The 17,719-nt window shown below is 45.2% G+C and carries 19 protein-coding genes; 3 read left to right on the plus strand and 16 right to left on the minus strand.

The features are described from left to right. Window positions 1-112: 112 nt before the first annotated feature. From ybgF to aspS, 16 genes are all read right to left on the minus strand, one after another. On the minus strand, window positions 113-865 hold the full coding sequence (ybgF, locus tag NL644_RS15480; RefSeq protein WP_006742904.1) for a tol-pal system protein YbgF: 753 nt from the start codon (window positions 863-865) through the stop codon (window positions 113-115). A gap of 15 nt (window positions 866-880) precedes the next feature. Beyond that, a complete protein-coding gene (gene pal, locus NL644_RS15485; protein ID WP_005378293.1) occupies window positions 881-1,405 on the minus strand; it encodes a peptidoglycan-associated lipoprotein Pal in 525 nt (174 codons plus the stop codon). 30 nt (window positions 1,406-1,435) lie between these two features. Continuing rightward, a complete protein-coding gene (gene tolB / locus NL644_RS15490; protein ID WP_005390758.1) occupies window positions 1,436-2,788 on the minus strand; it encodes a Tol-Pal system beta propeller repeat protein TolB in 1,353 nt (450 codons plus the stop codon). Window positions 2,789-2,800: 12 nt separating this feature from the next. Further along, window positions 2,801-3,868 (minus strand): cell envelope integrity protein TolA, encoded by a 1,068-nt coding sequence (tolA, locus tag NL644_RS15495; protein WP_114322510.1) that lies wholly within the window; start codon window positions 3,866-3,868, stop codon window positions 2,801-2,803. A 13-nt stretch (window positions 3,869-3,881) separates the two neighbouring features. Continuing rightward, complete coding sequence (locus NL644_RS15500; protein WP_005378298.1) at window positions 3,882-4,325, minus strand: ExbD/TolR family protein; 444 nt, start codon at window positions 4,323-4,325, stop codon at window positions 3,882-3,884. 3 nt (window positions 4,326-4,328) lie between these two features. Further along, window positions 4,329-5,027 (minus strand): protein TolQ, encoded by a 699-nt coding sequence (gene tolQ / locus NL644_RS15505; protein ID WP_005378301.1) that lies wholly within the window; start codon window positions 5,025-5,027, stop codon window positions 4,329-4,331. Beyond that, the gene (gene ybgC, locus NL644_RS15510) at window positions 5,017-5,436 is read right to left on the minus strand and encodes a tol-pal system-associated acyl-CoA thioesterase (RefSeq protein ID WP_012841975.1); all 420 of its coding nucleotides are present in this window, start codon (window positions 5,434-5,436) and stop codon (window positions 5,017-5,019) included. The genes tolQ and ybgC overlap by 11 nt, the downstream gene beginning before the upstream one ends. Window positions 5,437-5,608: 172 nt before the next feature. Further along, complete coding sequence (ybgE, locus tag NL644_RS15515; protein WP_046874743.1) at window positions 5,609-5,911, minus strand: cyd operon protein YbgE; 303 nt, start codon at window positions 5,909-5,911, stop codon at window positions 5,609-5,611. Next, on the minus strand, window positions 5,904-6,011 hold the full coding sequence (gene cydX / locus NL644_RS15520; protein WP_000270284.1) for a cytochrome bd-I oxidase subunit CydX: 108 nt from the start codon (window positions 6,009-6,011) through the stop codon (window positions 5,904-5,906). The genes ybgE and cydX overlap by 8 nt, the downstream gene beginning before the upstream one ends. 12 nt (window positions 6,012-6,023) lie before the next feature. After that, a complete protein-coding gene (gene cydB, locus NL644_RS15525; protein ID WP_006742909.1) occupies window positions 6,024-7,160 on the minus strand; it encodes a cytochrome d ubiquinol oxidase subunit II in 1,137 nt (378 codons plus the stop codon). 17 nt (window positions 7,161-7,177) lie between these two features. Then, the gene (cydA, locus tag NL644_RS15530; RefSeq protein WP_104971476.1) at window positions 7,178-8,764 is read right to left on the minus strand and encodes a cytochrome ubiquinol oxidase subunit I; all 1,587 of its coding nucleotides are present in this window, start codon (window positions 8,762-8,764) and stop codon (window positions 7,178-7,180) included. Between the two features lie 461 nt (window positions 8,765-9,225). Beyond that, window positions 9,226-10,230 carry a Holliday junction branch migration DNA helicase RuvB gene (gene ruvB / locus NL644_RS15535; protein WP_031780162.1) on the minus strand — a complete coding sequence of 335 codons (1,005 nt, stop codon included), beginning with the start codon at window positions 10,228-10,230 and terminating at the stop codon, window positions 9,226-9,228. Between the two features lie 287 nt (window positions 10,231-10,517). Continuing rightward, window positions 10,518-11,129 carry a Holliday junction branch migration protein RuvA gene (gene ruvA, locus NL644_RS15540; protein ID WP_114322511.1) on the minus strand — a complete coding sequence of 204 codons (612 nt, stop codon included), beginning with the start codon at window positions 11,127-11,129 and terminating at the stop codon, window positions 10,518-10,520. 67 nt (window positions 11,130-11,196) lie between these two features. After that, on the minus strand, window positions 11,197-11,718 hold the full coding sequence (gene ruvC, locus NL644_RS15545) for a crossover junction endodeoxyribonuclease RuvC (RefSeq protein ID WP_012841980.1): 522 nt from the start codon (window positions 11,716-11,718) through the stop codon (window positions 11,197-11,199). Window positions 11,719-11,809: 91 nt separating this feature from the next. Then, complete coding sequence (locus tag NL644_RS15550; protein WP_005390747.1) at window positions 11,810-12,556, minus strand: YebC/PmpR family DNA-binding transcriptional regulator; 747 nt, start codon at window positions 12,554-12,556, stop codon at window positions 11,810-11,812. Between the two features lie 142 nt (window positions 12,557-12,698). Continuing rightward, the gene (aspS, locus tag NL644_RS15555; RefSeq protein ID WP_046874741.1) at window positions 12,699-14,477 is read right to left on the minus strand and encodes an aspartate--tRNA ligase; all 1,779 of its coding nucleotides are present in this window, start codon (window positions 14,475-14,477) and stop codon (window positions 12,699-12,701) included. A 273-nt stretch (window positions 14,478-14,750) separates the two neighbouring features. On the opposite strand from aspS, the gene NL644_RS15560 reads away from it, so the two are divergent. The 3 genes from NL644_RS15560 (at window position 14,751) to cmoB (ending at window position 17,505) form a co-directional block, all read left to right on the plus strand. Further along, window positions 14,751-15,617, plus strand: a complete 867-nt coding sequence (locus NL644_RS15560) for a DUF72 domain-containing protein (RefSeq protein WP_074191082.1) — start codon at window positions 14,751-14,753, stop codon at window positions 15,615-15,617. A gap of 93 nt (window positions 15,618-15,710) precedes the next feature. Beyond that, a complete protein-coding gene (cmoA, locus tag NL644_RS15565; protein WP_012841984.1) occupies window positions 15,711-16,448 on the plus strand; it encodes a carboxy-S-adenosyl-L-methionine synthase CmoA in 738 nt (245 codons plus the stop codon). Window positions 16,449-16,533: 85 nt separating this feature from the next. Further along, complete coding sequence (cmoB, locus tag NL644_RS15570; RefSeq protein WP_012841985.1) at window positions 16,534-17,505, plus strand: tRNA 5-methoxyuridine(34)/uridine 5-oxyacetic acid(34) synthase CmoB; 972 nt, start codon at window positions 16,534-16,536, stop codon at window positions 17,503-17,505. Window positions 17,506-17,719 lie beyond the last annotated feature (214 nt).

Here is a 17,719-nt window from a genome sequence, read left to right on the forward strand (position 1 = left end):
CAAGATGGGGATAAAAGGCTCGATGCCATTCCTCTCGATTTATTCAATCACCACCGATAAAGAAACGGAAAAGAAAAAGGAAGCCGAAGCTTCCTTTTTAAAACATAACGTCTTACAGCTTAGAGCTGGCAAGTTTTGCAGATGCACTACCTGGGTATTCATCAACCACTTGTTGGTAGTACTTTTTCGCTTGAGCTGCATTGTTATTACGCTCAGCGATTTCACCTAACTTGAGCAAAGCATCGGCTCGCTTATTGGAGTCTTTATAAGACACCACCGCAGCAAAACTCTTTACAGCATCTTTGTCCTGCTTCTTAGCGAAGTACAATTGGCCTAGCCAATAGTGAGAATTCGCTGAGTATGTGGAGTCAGGATAATCTTTCTGGAACTGCTGGAACGCTGCAATTGCGCCAGTGTAGTCACGCTTTTTGAGAATGAGGTCAACTGCATTCTGATATGCCGTTTGCTCATCAACATTTGGAGTGTACTGGCCACCTGTTTTAGCCGGTTTCGCTTCTTGTGCAGGTGCGGATTTTATCTCTCCACGAACACGATCCAGCTCGACAAACAACTCACGTTGACGTTGCAACATTTGTTTCATTTCGTAGCTATTTCGCTCTAATTGACCACGCAATTCACTGATCTCTTGTGACATTTGGTCAATTTGCTGTTGCATTTGGAGCTGAACGCGATTGCGGTTTTGGAGCAAACGTTCTAGACGCTCTACTTCCGTTTCAGATGAACGGCTCTTAGAGACGGATGATGTGCTGTTGAGATCGGATACTGGAGCTGGTGCAGCGAACGCAAAGTTCGCTGCACTTGCCAGTAACGTAAGCGCAACAGCGCGCTTAGTGTTACTGAACATGAGGATTACCTCGAATTAGTATACTAGAACCGCGCGACGGTTCTTAGCGTAAACTTCATCTGATTGACCTAGAAGAAGTGGCTTCTCTTCACCGTAGCTAACGATTGAGATTTGGTCAGCTTGAACACCTAGTGCTTGCAGGTAGTTCGCTACTGCTTGTGCACGACGCTCACCTAGAGCAATGTTGTACTCAGGTGTACCACGCTCATCAGCGTGACCTTCGATAGTTACGTTAAGAGCTGGGTTCTTGCTTAGGTAAGAAGCGTGAGCCGCTAGCATCTCTTCGTAATCTGCTGCAATTGTTGAGTTATCAAAAGCAAAGTAGATTGTTTGAGTTTCACGTAGCGCTTGCTCTTTTAGCTCTTGCTCTGTTAGCTGACCGCTTTGATCAATTGGCGTAGCTACTGTTGTTTCAACTGCGCCATTGTTGTTTGTTGCTGCACCAGTGTTAGAAGCAGCGTCGTCGCTTGAACTACACGCTGTAACAGCCATTACAGGAAGCGCGATTAGTAGCCCTTTTAGAACCTTGTTCAGTTGCATCTTATTTTCCTTTATTAATCAAACTTATTACTACAAAAACGGTGACCATGCAGGCGCTCTAACACGCCCATTTGTTGCCGGTAATCTAGCTTTGAATCGACCATCAATTGACACCATCGATAGTACGTTTTTCTTGTTGTAAATCGAGCTATACACAACCATGCCACCGTTTGGGGCAATACTAGGAGACTCATCAAGCAAGGTCTTAGTTAAGACTTGAAGAGCACCAGTTTCCAAATCTTGTTTCGCCAAGTTAAATCCTGCGTTGCTGCGGTTCACCATTACTAGGAATCGCCCATCAGGAGTAATCTGGCCACCCAAATTTTGGCTGCCTTGCCAAGTCAAACGGTCAATAGAACCGCTGCCCAAATTTACTTGATAAATCTGTGGTTTACCACCCCTATCCGATGTGAAAATCAACGATTTTCCATCTGGATGCCAGAACGGTTCAGTATTATTTGATCTGCCACGCGTAATTTGCGTCAGCTTGCGAGTGTTAAGATCGAACGTGTAAACATGAAGCGAGCCTGTCTTAGAGAGAACAATCGCTAACTTATTGCCATCAGGCGAAAATCTTGGCGCACCATTATGACGAGGGTATGAAGTGATCTTCTCACGCTCACCGGTGTAGATGTTCATGATGAAGATTTCTGCTTGACCATTTTGGAAGCTAACATACGCAAGCTTTTTACCATCTGGCGACCATGCTGGTGACATTAATGGTTGCTTAGAACGTAAAACCAAGCGCTCGTTGTAACCATCGTAATCAGCCACACGAAGTTGGTAAGGAAAACGGTCTTTATCATTCACCACCACGTATGCAATACGGGTCATGAAGGCGCCACGGTCACCCGTTAACTGCTCATACACCAAATCAGAGATGCGGTGAGCGTACTCACGCATGCGAGGGCCTTGAACGGTCGCGACCTTATTGAACAGCACATGATCTTTTGACAGTACTAATTCGCCATCGCTACCAAGCGCTTTACTTTTTCCACCCGTTAGCTGGCCACGCACAATATCAACAAGTTGATAGTTGATAACGTAATCACCTTGAGCGTTTTGTTTGATTGAGCCAGTCAGCAGAGCATCTACACCTAAATTCGTCCAGGCGTCAAAATTGACTTCTGATTCGCTGAACGGAGTTTGTGGCATCTTGCTCGTTGGAACGGGGCTGAACTTACCACTGCGTTGCAAATCCGAGGCAATAACAGCAGAAATATCCGTTGGAAGCGCTTGAGTGCCCTCCCACTTAAACGGAACAACAGCAATTGGTCGTGCTGAATCAATACCATCGGTAATGACCAACTCTAATGCGGCATTCGCCACATTTGTCATACTGCTAAACAGTACAAACATTCCTAGTAAAAGGCGTCTAATCACGTCTTATTCCTTTTAGTCCAAAGCAACAGTTATGTTGATGTCTTTTAGTCTTTCGTTTACCGCAGCTTCTGAAGATTTAGGGAACGTCCCTACCTGAGCTATCGCTCGCTTCGCAGCTGCACATACTCGAGTATCGCCACTCAAAACGGTAACACCAGAGACCATCATATCAGTTCCTGTCGGAATCAATTTGATGTTTACCCTACACTCCTTTCCCAGCAAGTAGTCATCCTTAATCAACTTTTGCTGAATATTTTGAGTATAGATGGATGACATTCGAGAAAGTTCATCGTCAATAAATTGATTTCGAGCAGCACTATTTTTACTAACCTCATCCTCAAGGCCCGCAAAAATATCATCTAGCGCGGCTTCTTGCGCTTTACGCTCGCGCTCTGCACGTTCCGCAGCTTCTCTCGCTTTGCGCTCTCGCTCTGCCGCTTCTTTTGCCGCTTTCTCTTTTGCGATGCGCTCTTGTTCGGCTTTTTCAGCAGCTTCACGCTCACGACGTGCTTTGTCTTCCGCTTCTTTTGCTGCCTTCTCACGAGCTAGACGTTCTTGCTCAGCTTTTGCTATAGCCGCTTCTTTCGCTAAACGCTCCTGCTCAGCTTTACGCACAGCTTCTTCTTTTGCCTTACGCTCTTTCTCTAGCTTAGCAGCTCGCTCTTTTTCTTTGCGAACGCGTTCTTCTTCCTGCTTGCGCTCTTGCTCTTTTTTCTTACGTGCAGCTTCTGCTTCTCGTGCCGCTTGAGCATCTTTCGCTTGCTGTTCTTTCAACTTGCGAATTTGCTCTTCTTCAGCTTTACGGTTTTTTTCTAGCTGCTCTGCTTCGCGTCTCAATTTATCAAGACGCTCTTGTTCTTTTTTTGCTGCCTTTTCACGTTGCTGGCGAATTTCTTTCGCTTGTTGCTGCACAAGTTTTGGATCGATGACAACAGCTTGAACCATTTGCCCTGTAGGCTCTGGTTTAGACATGTTGAAGTCCGTCCCCCAAAGCAGGGCTGCAACGAGAATTGCATGCAAACCAACCGATATTGCTATCGGTTTGGCGTATTGGTTGGGCTTCTTCTTGTGATCTTTCATAGATAATTGATGTCTATTCCCTGATATCGGTCATTAGACCTACCTTAGGGATACCAGCTCGACTTAGTTCATCCAGTAATAGGACAACATCGGCATATGGTGTTGCCGCGTCGCCACCTACCGCAACTGGTGAATCTGGCTTAACCTCTCGCTCCGCTTTCACTCGCACAATAACATCTTGCAACGACAAACCTCGTTGAACTTCTTCATCGTTTACGCTTAGGCCTAAATTACCCTCGCTATCAATTTCGATGATGATAAAACTACTGTCAGTTTCGCCAGCAAGGTCTTGCATAGATTCAGCGGTCGATGTTTTCGGAAGATCAACATCGACGCCTTGAGTCACAAATGGAGCGGTCGCCATAAAAATGATCAACAGTACGAGCATTACGTCAATGTACGGAACAACGTTGATCTCCGCTGTCATTTTTCGCTTTTTAGGTTGATAACCCGCCATGCTTTATTCCTTATCCGCGCTGTCTCGGCCAGCCATCGCTTGACGATGAAGGATGCTGTGGAATTCTTCAGAAAATGTTGCGTAAGTGTGCTCTAGTTTGCTCACTTTATTGCTTAGGCGGTTGTAGGCCATTACAGCCGGGATAGCCGCAAATAGACCCATCGCTGTCGCGATCAATGCCTCGGCGATACCCGGTGCAACCATAGACAACGTAGCTTGCTTTACTTCACCCAGCGCAATAAAGGCGTGCATGATGCCCCAAACGGTACCAAATAGGCCGATGTAAGGACTGATAGAACCGACTGTCGCTAAGAACGGTAAGCTTGTTTCTAGTTCATCAACCTCACGAGAGACAGCAACGCGCATTGCGCGGCCAGTGCCTTCCATGATGTACGCTGGTGAGTTTGCGTTGCTCTTACGTAGACGAGCAAACTCCGTGAAACCTGCGTAAAAAATTTCTTCTGTGCCTTCAATTTCGTCTTTACGCGCTTTTACTTTTTGGTAAAGCTGAGAAAGATCAGTACCCGACCAGAATTTGTCTTCAAACTGCTCTGCATTCTTTGACGCTTGAGAAAGCACTTTGCTGCGCTTGATGATCATTGCCCATGACACAATTGACATGCCAAGCAACGTCAGCATCACAAGCTTTACCAACAGACTGGCCTGAAGAAAGAGATCTAAAATGGAAATATCAGCAGTCACTATTTGTTAGCTCCGAATTTATAAAGGTTGGAATAGCTATTGGTTTCATTTTCTTATTATCGATACATGCTACCTTAACAGAGGCCTTGCACAATATCTTGCCTTGATCATTGACCAACTCTTGACAGAATTGCAGGGAAGCACGTTTTATTTCTGACACTCGGGTTAATACTGTCAAATGCTCGTCCAGCCTTGCACCTTGGTTGAAATCAATATCCATGTGTCGGACAACAAAGCCGATATTTTGTTCCAGTAACACATGTTGAGAAATGCCTTTGGCACGTAACATTTCTGTCCGCGCGCGCTCAAAGAATTTTAGATAATTAGAATGATATACAACGCCGCCCGCATCGGTGTCTTCATAGTAAACGGTGATCGGCCAGCGAAAGAGATTTGATGTGCCTTGCAAGGGAGTCCCAATATATTCAATTCTTTAAAGTAATTACTATAACTGAAGCGACAGCAATTGGTACCGAGCTAAGGGAATATTTTTGAAATTTGTAGAAAAAATAAAAGCTAGGCGAAATACCTAGCTTTTATTCGATGATTTAGTAACCGACTTTATTACAGCGTATTTCAGCCTAAAAGAAATAAAGTGCCGTTAAATAAATTAAGATAGCTAACGAAAAATAGGGACTAAACAAAACTTGCCAGTACCAGTTTCTCGGTTTGAAGCCCACACCGTAAACCATGCTTGAGCATACAGACCAAATCAGTGCCGGTGCGATGATTGAGTTAAAACCACCAATCGCTTGATGATAAGCTTCAGGATCCCACATCACCAATCCTACGTGCATAAAGCCAAGGATGAGAGATAAGACTCTTAACAGAGTCTTATCCATCGGAGCGTGAAGTTGCGCTACCTTATCAGCGAGATTACTCACTGTCTTTGTCCATCATTTCTGAGTGCTCTAACCAAAGAGCGTTGATGATACCGAATGCACAAGCAAGTAGTACACCTAGAATCCATGCGAAATACCACATAGTAAATGCTCCTTAGTAAAGTGAGTTTTTGTTGTCTTCAATGTACTGATCATCAAGGCGACCAAACATCTTGTAGTAAGTCCAAGACGTGTAACCAAGGATGATTGGTACCATAACAAACGCAACGCCTGTCATTAGGTTCAGAGTCAGTTCAGATGACGTTGCATCCCACATTGTTAAGCTGTGGCTTGGCATTAAGTCTGAAGGCATGATGAATGGGAACATCGCAAAACCTGCAGTAAATATAACGCCAGCAACACCCAGACTTGAAGTAATGAACGAAATCGCACACTTTTCAAGACGAGATGCCAATACGGCAAGAAGCGGCATTGCAACACCTAGTACAGGAGCAGCCCATAGTAGTGGGTAGTTTTCAAAATTCTTCATCCACGCACCAGCTTCACGGATTACCTCTTTGTTTAGAGGGTTAGAAGCTGCATTAGTGTCGATACCGCCAACAATGACGTAACCATCGATATTTTGGATCCAGAAACCAGCCGCTACAAACGCTGCAACCGTCAGTAAACCTGCTAACTGAGCAACGTTGCGAGCACGCACGTGCACTTCGCCCGTTGTTTTCATTTGTAGCCAAGTCGAACCTTGCATCAAAATCATGAACAAGCTAACTAGGCCACACAGCAGTGCAAATGGGTTTAGAAGACCAAAGAATGAGCCATGGTATGTTGGCATCAAGAACTCACTCAATTGGAATGGTACGCCCTGTAGTAGGTTGCCAAACGCTACACCAAAGATGATTGGTGGAACAAAACCACTGATTGAGATACAGATATCCCAGGTATTGCGCCATTTTGGATCTTCGATTTTAGAGCGGTAGTCTAGGCCCAGAGGACGAAGCCAAAGTGCTGCTAGTGTCAAAATCATCGCTAAGTAGAAGCCTGAAAATGACGTTGCATAAACCAAAGGCCAAGCTGCAAACAATGCACCACCAGCAGTGATAAGCCAAACTTGGTTACCATCCCAGTGAGGGGCAATTGAGTTAATCATGACGCGACGTTGCGTGTCGTTTTTACCGATAATAGGTACAAGCGCGCCTACACCCATATCGAAACCGTCTGTTACTGCAAAACCAACTAGTAGAACACCGATTAGTACCCACCAGATGAGTCGCAAGATTTCGTAATCAAACATCTTGTTATCTCCTTACCTTACGCTTCTACTTGGCGACTAACTTTGTCTTCAACAGAGTCAGCATTTTGTTCGAAGTGGTAGCGACCCGTTTTCAGGCTACTTGGACCTTTACGAGCGAATTTCAACATTAGGTAAACTTCTGCAACCAGGAATACCGTGTATAGCGCCAGAATTGCGAATAGTGAAGTCCAGATTTCGCCAGCAGTTAGTGCAGAAGCTGCAACATGCACTGGTAAAATTTCACCTACAGCCCAAGGCTGACGGCCGTACTCAGCGACGAACCAACCCGCTTCAATCGCAATCCACGGTAGTGGGATGCTGAATAGTGCAGCTTTAAGAATCCATTGTTTTTGTTCGATCTTCTGACGACACGTTTGAACAAATGCCGCACCGAAAACGAATAGCATGATGAAACCACAAGCAACCATGATACGGAATGACCAGAATAGCGGCCATACTGTTGGGATTGAATCGTCCGCAGCTGCTTGGATTTGCTCTTCTGTCGCATCAACAACATTGTCTGTGTAGCGTTTTAGAAGTAGACCGTAACCTAGGTCACCCTTCACTTCATCAAACGCAGTCATGTTTTCTTCTGACTTGTCACCTGCGCGAAGCTTCTCTAGAAGTTCATACGCGTACATACCGTCACGAATACGATCGACGTGCTCATCACGTAGGTCACGAAGACCTGTTACTTGCTCATCAAAAGAACGTGTCGCGATGATACCCATTACGTAAGGGATCTTGATTGCGTAATCTGTGTGCATGGTTTCTTGGTTAGGAACACCAAACAACGTAAACGCTGCTGGAGCTGGCTCTGTGTGCCATTCTGCTTCAATTGCAGCAAGCTTCACTTTTTGAACTTCACCAAGCTCGTAGCCAGATTCGTCGCCAAGAACGATGGTAGATAAGATAGCTGCAATACCGAAAGATGCAGCGATAGCAAATGAACGACGAGCAAACGCAATGTCACGACCTTTTAATAGGTAGTATGAACTGATGCCTAGAATAAACATTGCGCCACAAGTGTAACCAGAAGCAACCGTATGCACGAACTTAACCTGAGCAACTGGGTTTAGTACAACTTCAGAGAAGCTTACCATTTCCATTCGCATGGTTTCGAAGTTGAAGTCCGCGCCTACTGGGTTTTGCATCCAGCCGTTTGCGATAAGAATCCAAAGTGCAGAGAAGTTAGAGCCCAGCGCCACAAGCCAAGTAACCGCTAAGTGTTGACGTTTAGATAGACGATCCCACCCGAAGAAGAATAGACCAACAAAAGTTGACTCCAGGAAGAATGCGACAAGGGCTTCGATCGCTAGCGGCGCACCGAAGATGTCACCTACATAGTGGGAGTAGTAAGACCAGTTCGTACCAAACTGGAATTCCATGGTAAGGCCTGTCGCCACACCAAGTGCAAAGTTAATACCGAATAGCTTACCCCAGAACTTGGTCATGTCCTTGTATATTTGCTTGTTCGTCATTACGTACATCGATTCCATAATGGCCAGAAGGAAGGCCATACCAAGGGTCAATGGTACGAATAGGAAGTGATACATCGCTGTCAGTGCAAACTGCAACCGCGATAGATCAACTACGTCAATCATGGTAACTCCTATGTGTCGGCTGAATGACACTCTCTACATATTGCAATCCAGATTCAAGTGTTATTTACACTTGAAAAATGTTGAATTATCACAACTCATTGTTGCAAAAATGTGCTTCATTGGTTAGTTAATTGTTAAGCATCAGCTAATATAGCTAGGGCTAATATTACTTGTAAAAACAGATTGTTTCAAAAGGTTTATAGCCGGAATGCGCTTTGATATACATCAATGTTTATGCGCGGAATTTGCACAAAAATCCATCACATTGATCCAGATCAACCAGTATTAGATACGGATGTTAAGAGAGAGTAATCAGGAGAGAAATTAACCAGTTGCGAGCAAACATAGAGTTAACAATCAATGCTTTTTACTTACCAAACTGGTATGAGAAGAAATTCAAAAAATGTGAGTTTGGTCAACTTTAATGAAGCGCTGGGCAGCAAAGGCCCAGCGCGGGAATCTTATTTTTCAATTCCGAAATGCAAATACGCACGATCTGTCGCGATTCTTCCACGTGGAGTGCGTTGTAAATAACCTTGCTGAATAAGATAAGGCTCAAGAACGTCTTCGATGGTATCCTTTTCTTCACCAATCGCTGCCGCCATGTTATCGAGTCCGACCGGACCACCACCAAATTTCTCCATAATTGCGAGTAGTAGTTTGCGGTCCATGTAATCGAAACCTTCGGCGTCCACATCAAGCATATTCAGCGCTTTGTCGGCAACCTCTGCACAAATGTGACCATTTCCTTTCACTTCCGCATAATCGCGAACACGACGTAGTAGACGGTTAGCAATACGTGGTGTGCCACGTGCACGTCTTGCCACTTCCAATGCACCTTCAGGTTCCATTGACAAACCTAAACAATCCGCGCTGCGCTGCACAATATCTTGGAGGTCTTTTATCTTATAAAACTCAAGGCGCTGAGTAATACCAAAGCGGTCGCGCAATGGTGACGTTAAAGAGCCTGCTCGGGTCGTTGCACCAATCAAAGTAAACGGCGGCAAATCGATCTTAATAGAACGAGCGGCCGGACCTTCACCGATCATAATATCCAGTTGATAATCTTCCATCGCCGGATACAGGACCTCTTCAACCATTGGGCTTAAGCGGTGAATTTCATCAATAAATAGAACGTCATTTTCTTCTAGGTTGGTTAGTAACGCTGCTAAATCGCCTGCTTTTTCAAGAACTGGCCCTGAAGTAGTACGGATGTTTACTTCCATCTCGTTGGCGACAATATTTGCTAGCGTGGTTTTACCCAAACCCGGAGGGCCAAAAATTAACAGGTGATCAAGAGCTTCACTACGTAACTGAGCAGCTTTAATGAAGATCTCCATTTGGTCACGGACATGGTCCTGACCTTGGTAATCCGCTAATTTTTTTGGCCGAATAGCACGGTCAATGACATCTTCATCACGAAAGGCAGGGTTTTCTGGCGCGATTAAACGATCGGCTTCAATCATCTTTTTACCTTGAAAAATAGTTACCTGAGAGAATAATGCCGCTCGTTTAACAACAAGTGGCATATTTCTATATCTCGTCATCCTGTACAGCGACGAAGGAGCGTGATACAGGATCTTCTATCCGAGCACTTTATGGTCAAAATTGTTTCATTAACCGCTCAGCGCGCTGCTATTAGATTCCTAGTCTCGCCAAGGCTCGCTGGAATGACACAAAAACATCGTTAAGCGACTGGCATTAACCTTAGAGAGTGAGTTATCTTGAACAAATGCTCACTGTGAAACCAGCGTTACACCATTGATTTTAGAGCTTCACGGATCATTTGCTCACTGCTCATGTCCGGTTTAGCAATTTGAGACACAACTTTCGACGCTTGAGTCGGCTTGTAACCCAAAGCTAGAAGCGCGCTAATTGCCTCTTCTTCCGCGTTGTTGGATGTCGAACCAGAATCCGCAGGAGCAGCATCCGTAAATGGTGTAAATAGATCGCCAGCGCCCCACCCTTTCAAGCGGTCTTTCATTTCAACAACCAATCGCTCTGCGGTTTTCTTGCCAACGCCTGGAAGCTTAACCAGCGTAGAAACGTCTTCATGTTCCACACAAGTAACAAATTGCGTTGCTGTCATACCAGAGAGAATACCAAGACCGAGTTTAGGACCAACGCCATTGGCTTTGATCACTTCACGGAAAAGTGCTCGTTCTTTTACTGTGTTGAAACCGTATAGCAATTGTGCATCTTCACGGACGACAAAGTGAGTATAAATAATGGCTTCTTCGCCAACATTTGGCAGCTCGTAAAAACAGCTCATTGGCATCTGTACTTCATAACCAATGCCATTAACTTCAATTAATACTTCAGGTGGTTGTTTTTCAACCAGTGTGCCACGAAGACGTCCAATCACTATAAATACTCTTTGGAAATGAATTTGCGACAGGATAATAAAGAACTGGATAGACATCCAGTTAATTTTATCGGTAGCGCCCTTTTCTGGCACTGGTTGCTTTGCCCGCTAAGGCAACGAGAGTTTTGTTCGTATTGGCATGACAAATCGCCACACCTAAAGCATCGGCTGCATCCGCTTGAGGCTTGGCGGGCAGTTTAAGCATCTGCTGAACCATATGCTGAACTTGCGCTTTGTCCGCACCACCAGTACCGACTACAGCTTGCTTAATAAGACGCGCGGCGTATTCGTATACCGGCAACTCTGCATTCACCGCAGCAACAATTGCGCTGCCACGAGCCTGGCCAAGCTTTAATGCTGAATCCGCATTTTTAGCCATAAACACTTGTTCAATCGCAAATACGTCCGGTTGAAACTGAGTAATGATTTCCGTGACGCCAGCGTAAATCTGCTTAAGACGGCCCGGAAGTTCTTTTTCTGAAGTACGAATACAGCCACTACCAAGGTATTGCAAATGGCGTCCATTTTGACGAATGACCCCATAACCGGTAATGCGTGAACCTGGGTCAATGCCCAAAATAATTGACATGAATGTTCCTAAAAAGGAGGCCGAATACGGCCTCAATTTCTTATTATTACTTTCTAATTTCGGAGCGAATACCGCTCACTGCACATTGAGTTTACTCTAGAGAGGCCGCAACGTCGTCAGAGATGTCACCGTTGTGATAAACCTCCTGAACATCGTCCAGATCTTCTAAAGCGTCAATCAAACGAAGCAGTTTTGGCGCAGTGTCCACATCCAGTTCTGCTTTCGTTGAAGGGATAAGCGACACTTCGGCGTTTTCCGCCTCAAAACCTGCAGCATCAAGGGCATCTTTTACGAGCCCAAAATCGCTTGGCGCGGTGTAAACATCAATCGAGCCATCTTCTGATGTTTCGATGTCATCAGCGCCACTTTCTAACGCCACTTCCATCACCGCATCTTCATCTAAACCTGGGGCGTATGAGATCACGCCTTTCTTGTCGAAAAGATAGTTTACACTACCATCCGTACCCAGATTGCCTCCAGACTTCGAGAACGCATGGCGTACGCCAGATACTGTGCGATTTCGGTTATCCGTCATACATTCGACCATGACTGCAGTGCCACCCGGACCATAACCTTCATAGATTACGGTTTCCATATTGTCGTCGCCTTCACCACCAGCACCTCGGCTGACAGCGCGGTTGACAGTGTCACGTGTCATGTTGTTAGACAACGCTTTATCAATTGCAGCTCGCAAACGTGGATTATTTTCTGGCTCACCGCCTCCCTCTTTTGCAGCAACAACGATTTCACGGATTAATTTGGTAAAGATTTTGCCGCGCTTCGCATCTTGCGCTGCTTTACGGTGACGAATATTCGCCCATTTACTATGACCTGCCATAATTCACCTTTTAATGTATTTTGACGCTTAATAGCAAACATGAGCTAAAAAGCGTTGCTTGGGAAATTGCTTTGGAAGTTTCTTAGGTTTATTTAAACAAAAACTCCCGCAGTTGCGGGAGTTTTCTTCAAATGTTGTGCGCTTATTCTGCGTCTTTTTCTTTCGCTGCAGTCACTGCGATTGCTAGCTCTTCTAGCGCAGCTGGGTTAGCAATGCTTGGTGCGTCTGTTAGTAGACACGCCGCTGCTGTTGTTTTCGGGAATGCAATAACATCACGGATGTTCTCGGTACCACATAGCAGCATCACTAGACGGTCAAGACCGAATGCAAGACCAGCGTGTGGAGGCGTACCGAATTTCAGTGCATCAAGCAGGAAGCCAAACTTAAGCTGTTGCTCTTCAGGTGTGATGCCTAGAATATCAAATACGGCTTCTTGCATATCTGCGTTGTGGATACGAACAGAACCGCCGCCAACTTCGTAGCCATTTAGAACCATATCATAAGCGTTAGAGTTTGCCGCAGCTGGGTTCGCTTTTAGCTCTTCCGCAGTCACACCTAGAGGTGACGTGAATGGGTGGTGCATCGCGTGTAGGTTGCCTTCGTCATCTTCTTCGAACATTGGGAAATCAACAACCCATAGTGGAGCCCATGCAGATTCGTCAGTTAGCTCTAGGTCTTTACCTAGTTTCAAACGTAGCGCACCCATTGCTTCTGCAACGATGCCCGCTTTATCAGCGCCAAATAGGATGATGTCACCAGATTCCGCTTGAGTGCGATCTAGGATAGCGTTGATCACATCTTCGTTTAGGAACTTAGCTACTGGAGATTGGATACCTTCCATGCCTGCTGCACGATCGTTAACCTTCATCCAAGCTAGACCTTTCGCACCGTAGATACCAACGAATTCACCGTAGCCATCAATTTGCTTACGAGTCAAAGATGCACCACCTGGAACGCGAATAACGGCAACGCGACCTTTCTCATCGTTTGCTGGGCCAGAGAATACTTTGAACTCAACGTCTTTCACTAGGTCAGCAACGTCTACTAGCTCTAGTGGGTTACGTAGGTCTGGCTTGTCAGAACCGAAACGGCGAATAGCTTCGCTGAATGGCATTACTGGGAACTGACCTAGGTCTACGTTTAGTAGCTCTTGCCACATATCGCGAACCATGTTTTCTGTCACTTCACGTACTTGGTCAGCCGTCATGAATGACGTTTCGATATCGATTTGAGTGAATTCTGGTTGACGGTCAGCGCGTAAGTCTTCATCACGGAAACACTTAACTATTTGGTAGTAACGGTCAAAACCAGACATCATTAGAAGCTGTTTGAATAGCTGTGGAGACTGAGGAAGCGCGTAGAAGCTGCCTTTGTGAACACGGCTAGGTACTAGGTAGTCACGCGCACCTTCTGGTGTCGCTTTCGTTAGTACTGGAGTTTCGATATCTAGGAAGCCGTTGTCATCTAGGAAACGACGAACAAAGCTAGATGCTTTAGCACGTAGCTTGATGCGGTCACTCATTTCTGGACGACGAAGGTCTAAGTAACGGTACTTCAGACGTTGCTCTTCAGAGTTCTTTTGGTTGAAGTCTAGAGGCAAAACGTCACTGCGGTTGATGATTTCAAGACCTGTCGCAAGGATCTCAACTTCACCTGTTGCCATGTCTTTGTTTGCTTGGCTTTCTGGACGAACGCGTACTTCACCCGTTAGTTTGATACAGAATTCATTACGAAGTGTGTTAGCCACTTCATACGCATCCGCCATATCTGGATCAACAACTACCTGAACGATACCTTCGCGATCTCGCATATCAATAAAAATAAGACCGCCTAAATCACGACGACGGTTAACCCAGCCGCAAAGTTCTACAGTTTGTCCTGCAAGGGACTTGTTCAGGTGACCACAGTAATGGGTACGCATAATGAAATTCCCAATCTCTCAAATGTTGTTAACTACGCTCTGTCAGCCTCATTGCCAAGCAGAGTAAAGATTCAGTTATACGCTGAATGTCCACGAAAATCGACTACTCAACATACAATTAAGTGTGTTTTATCATTCACTGGTGCTTTTTAGTACAACAAATGTTCAAAAGCGCACCAAAGCGAAAAAATTGGTGGGGATTATAGCGTGAAATTACCTATTTCAGCAAAACTCTCGTAAAGTATTCACACGAGTAGCAAGCAGTAAAGAATAATGGATAACTTACCTCTTCGACTTGGATTGACGATGTGGTCGCACAATCAATGGCAACAAAGCTTTTACGGCAGCGGGACAAAGCCCGCTGAACGTTTAGAAAAGTATGCACAGGTGTTCCATACCGTGGAAGGCAACACGACATTTTATGCCACGCCGACGCTCAACACGGTGCAAAACTGGAGAGCAGCAACCCACGATGATTTTCGCTTTACTTTCAAACTTCCTAAAGCCATCACTCATGAGCAAATGCTAAGAGGTTGCAGCGAACAGCTGAGAGACTTCATGAAAGTCATGGAGCCGTTGCATGACCGTGTGGGGCAATGGACAATTCAATTGCCAGCGGCATTTGGTCCTGAGCACCTTGATCGACTGAAAAAGTTCTGTGCGAGCTTTCCACCTAACTTCCCTCTTGGTGTTGAGGTTCGTCATATGGCATTTTTCTCCAAAGGTGAAGAAGAGCGAGCGCTTAACCAATGGTTAGTAGAAAATAACATTGACCGCATTATTATGGATAGCCGCCCTGTCTTTGCCGCTAAGCCAGACAATGAAGCGATCATTGATGCGCAAATGAAAAAACCAAGAGTACCAGTCCACGCCATTGCTACCGCTTCACACCCTTTGATTCGCTTTATTGGTCATCCAGAAGAACAGCAAAATTACGAGTTTTTTACACCATGGCTCAGCAAGTTGCCGCAATGGATTGCAGAAGGTAAACAGCCGTATGTCATGATCCATACTGCGGACAATATAATTGCGCCGGAGTTGGCAGCCAATCTGTATAAAGACATACAAAAGCGTATAACACTTCCTGACTTGGCATCTTTCCCGGCTAACGATGGCAACTCGCAGTTGCAGATGTTCTAACGCAACACATGACAGAGGCGTGAAATTCCCATAAAATACGCGCCTTTTTTGGTGCCTGACGTTTTCAGGCAGCTTGTATGCAGAGACTTGGTTATGAACCCTAAGAGCAATCCAGATACTATTTTTTCGGCTCCAATCGATAAAATTGGGGATTTCACGTTCGATGAACGCGTAGCGGAAGTATTTCCTGACATGATTCAACGATCGGTACCGGGTTACAGCAATATTATTTCTGCAATCGGTATGCTGGCAGAGCGTTTTGTAAAGCCCCACTCAAACATCTATGACCTTGGCTGTTCTTTGGGTGCTGCAACATTGTCTATGCGTCGCCATATCAAACAAGAAGGTTGCCAAATCATCGCAGTGGACAACTCTCCTGCGATGGTTGAGCGTTGTAAACTTCACGTCAACGCGTACCGAAGCGATACTCCTGTAGATGTGGTTGAAGCGGATATTCGTAATATCGATATTGAAAACGCATCAGTTGTCGTACTGAACTTTACTCTGCAATTTCTTTCTCCAGACGATCGTTACGCCCTGCTTGAACGAATCTACGCGGGTCTACGTCCAGGCGGAATTTTGATTTTGTCGGAGAAATTCGTCTTCGAAGATGAAGTGTCAAACGAGCTGTTAATTGACCTTCACCACGACTTTAAACGTGCAAATGGTTATAGCGAACTAGAAATCAGCCAAAAGCGCAGCGCGATAGAAAACGTAATGCGCCCAGATTCAAAGAAAGAGCATAAAGAGCGTTTCGCTAAAATTGGCTTTTCTAGCTACGATGTTTGGTTCCAATGCTTTAACTTTGGCTCTATGTTCGCAATTAAATAAACCGTGCATATAAATGCCCTGAATCACGCCGATTTAGGCTGTTATTTAATAATTTTAATACCATCAACTCAGCGATTAACTAACTATGTTTAACTTTGCAAACTTCTACCAATTGATTGCCCAAGACACACGTCTTCAACCTTGGCTCAATGTGCTACCACAACAGCTAACGGATTGGCAAAATGCAGAGCACGGTGACTTTGGTCGCTGGTTGAAAGCACTGAACAAGATTCCAGAAGGCTCACCGGATCAAATTGACATCAAGAATTCAGTGACCATCAGCAACGACACTCCTTTCCATGAAGGTGAGCTGAAGAAATTAGAGAACTTACTTCGTACATTCCATCCGTGGCGCAAAGGGCCATACCACGTACACGGCATTCATATTGATACTGAGTGGCGCAGTGATTGGAAATGGGACCGCGTGCTTCCGCATATTTCTCCATTAAAGAACCGCAGCGTACTCGATGTTGGTTGTGGTAACGGCTACCACATGTGGCGTATGCTGGGTGAAGGTGCACGCTTAACCGTCGGTATCGATCCATCTCACCTGTTCCTAATTCAGTTCGAAGCAATTCGTAAACTAATGGGAGATGACCAACGTGCGCACCTACTGCCATTGGGTATTGAACAACTACCTAAGTTAGAAGCGTTCGACACGGTATTCAGCATGGGCGTGCTTTACCACCGTCGCTCTCCACTGGATCACTTGGTGCAGCTAAAAGATCAATTAGTGTCTGGTGGTGAACTCGTACTAGAAACACTAGTGATTGAAGGTGATGAGAATTCAGTGTTGGTTCCAACTTCTCGTTACGCACAAATGCGCAATGTCTATTTCTTCCCTTCAGCAAAAGCACTGAAAGTATGGTTAGAGTTGGTAGGATTTGAAGATGTGCGCATCGTTGATGAAAACGTCACTTCGGTTGATGAACAACGTACCACAGATTGGATGACGCATAACTCTCTACCAGACTATCTAGATCCGAACGACCCAAGCAAGACTGTAGAAGGTTACCCTGCCCCTCGCCGCGCGGTTCTTGTCGCTCGCAAACCATAATTCGCTGAGATTCCTGACATTGTCTTAACTCATTTTACGAGTTAAGACATTACCCTCTTTCCTCGTACTGAGCGTGTTTGTTTTTCGAGTCCATTTGTTACATCAAAACATAAGCACGCTCTAAATAAGGATGCGCTTTTATGTCCTTGATTTTTAGCTTTTCATCACTATTCCTCAAACAATAAGTAATAGAGAAACATTCTTACTTGTGAGG

This window comes from Vibrio sp. Y10_XG_PY6 (assembly GCF_024181795.1).
In the GTDB taxonomy this organism is placed as follows: Bacteria; Pseudomonadota; Gammaproteobacteria; order Enterobacterales; family Vibrionaceae; genus Vibrio; species Vibrio diabolicus.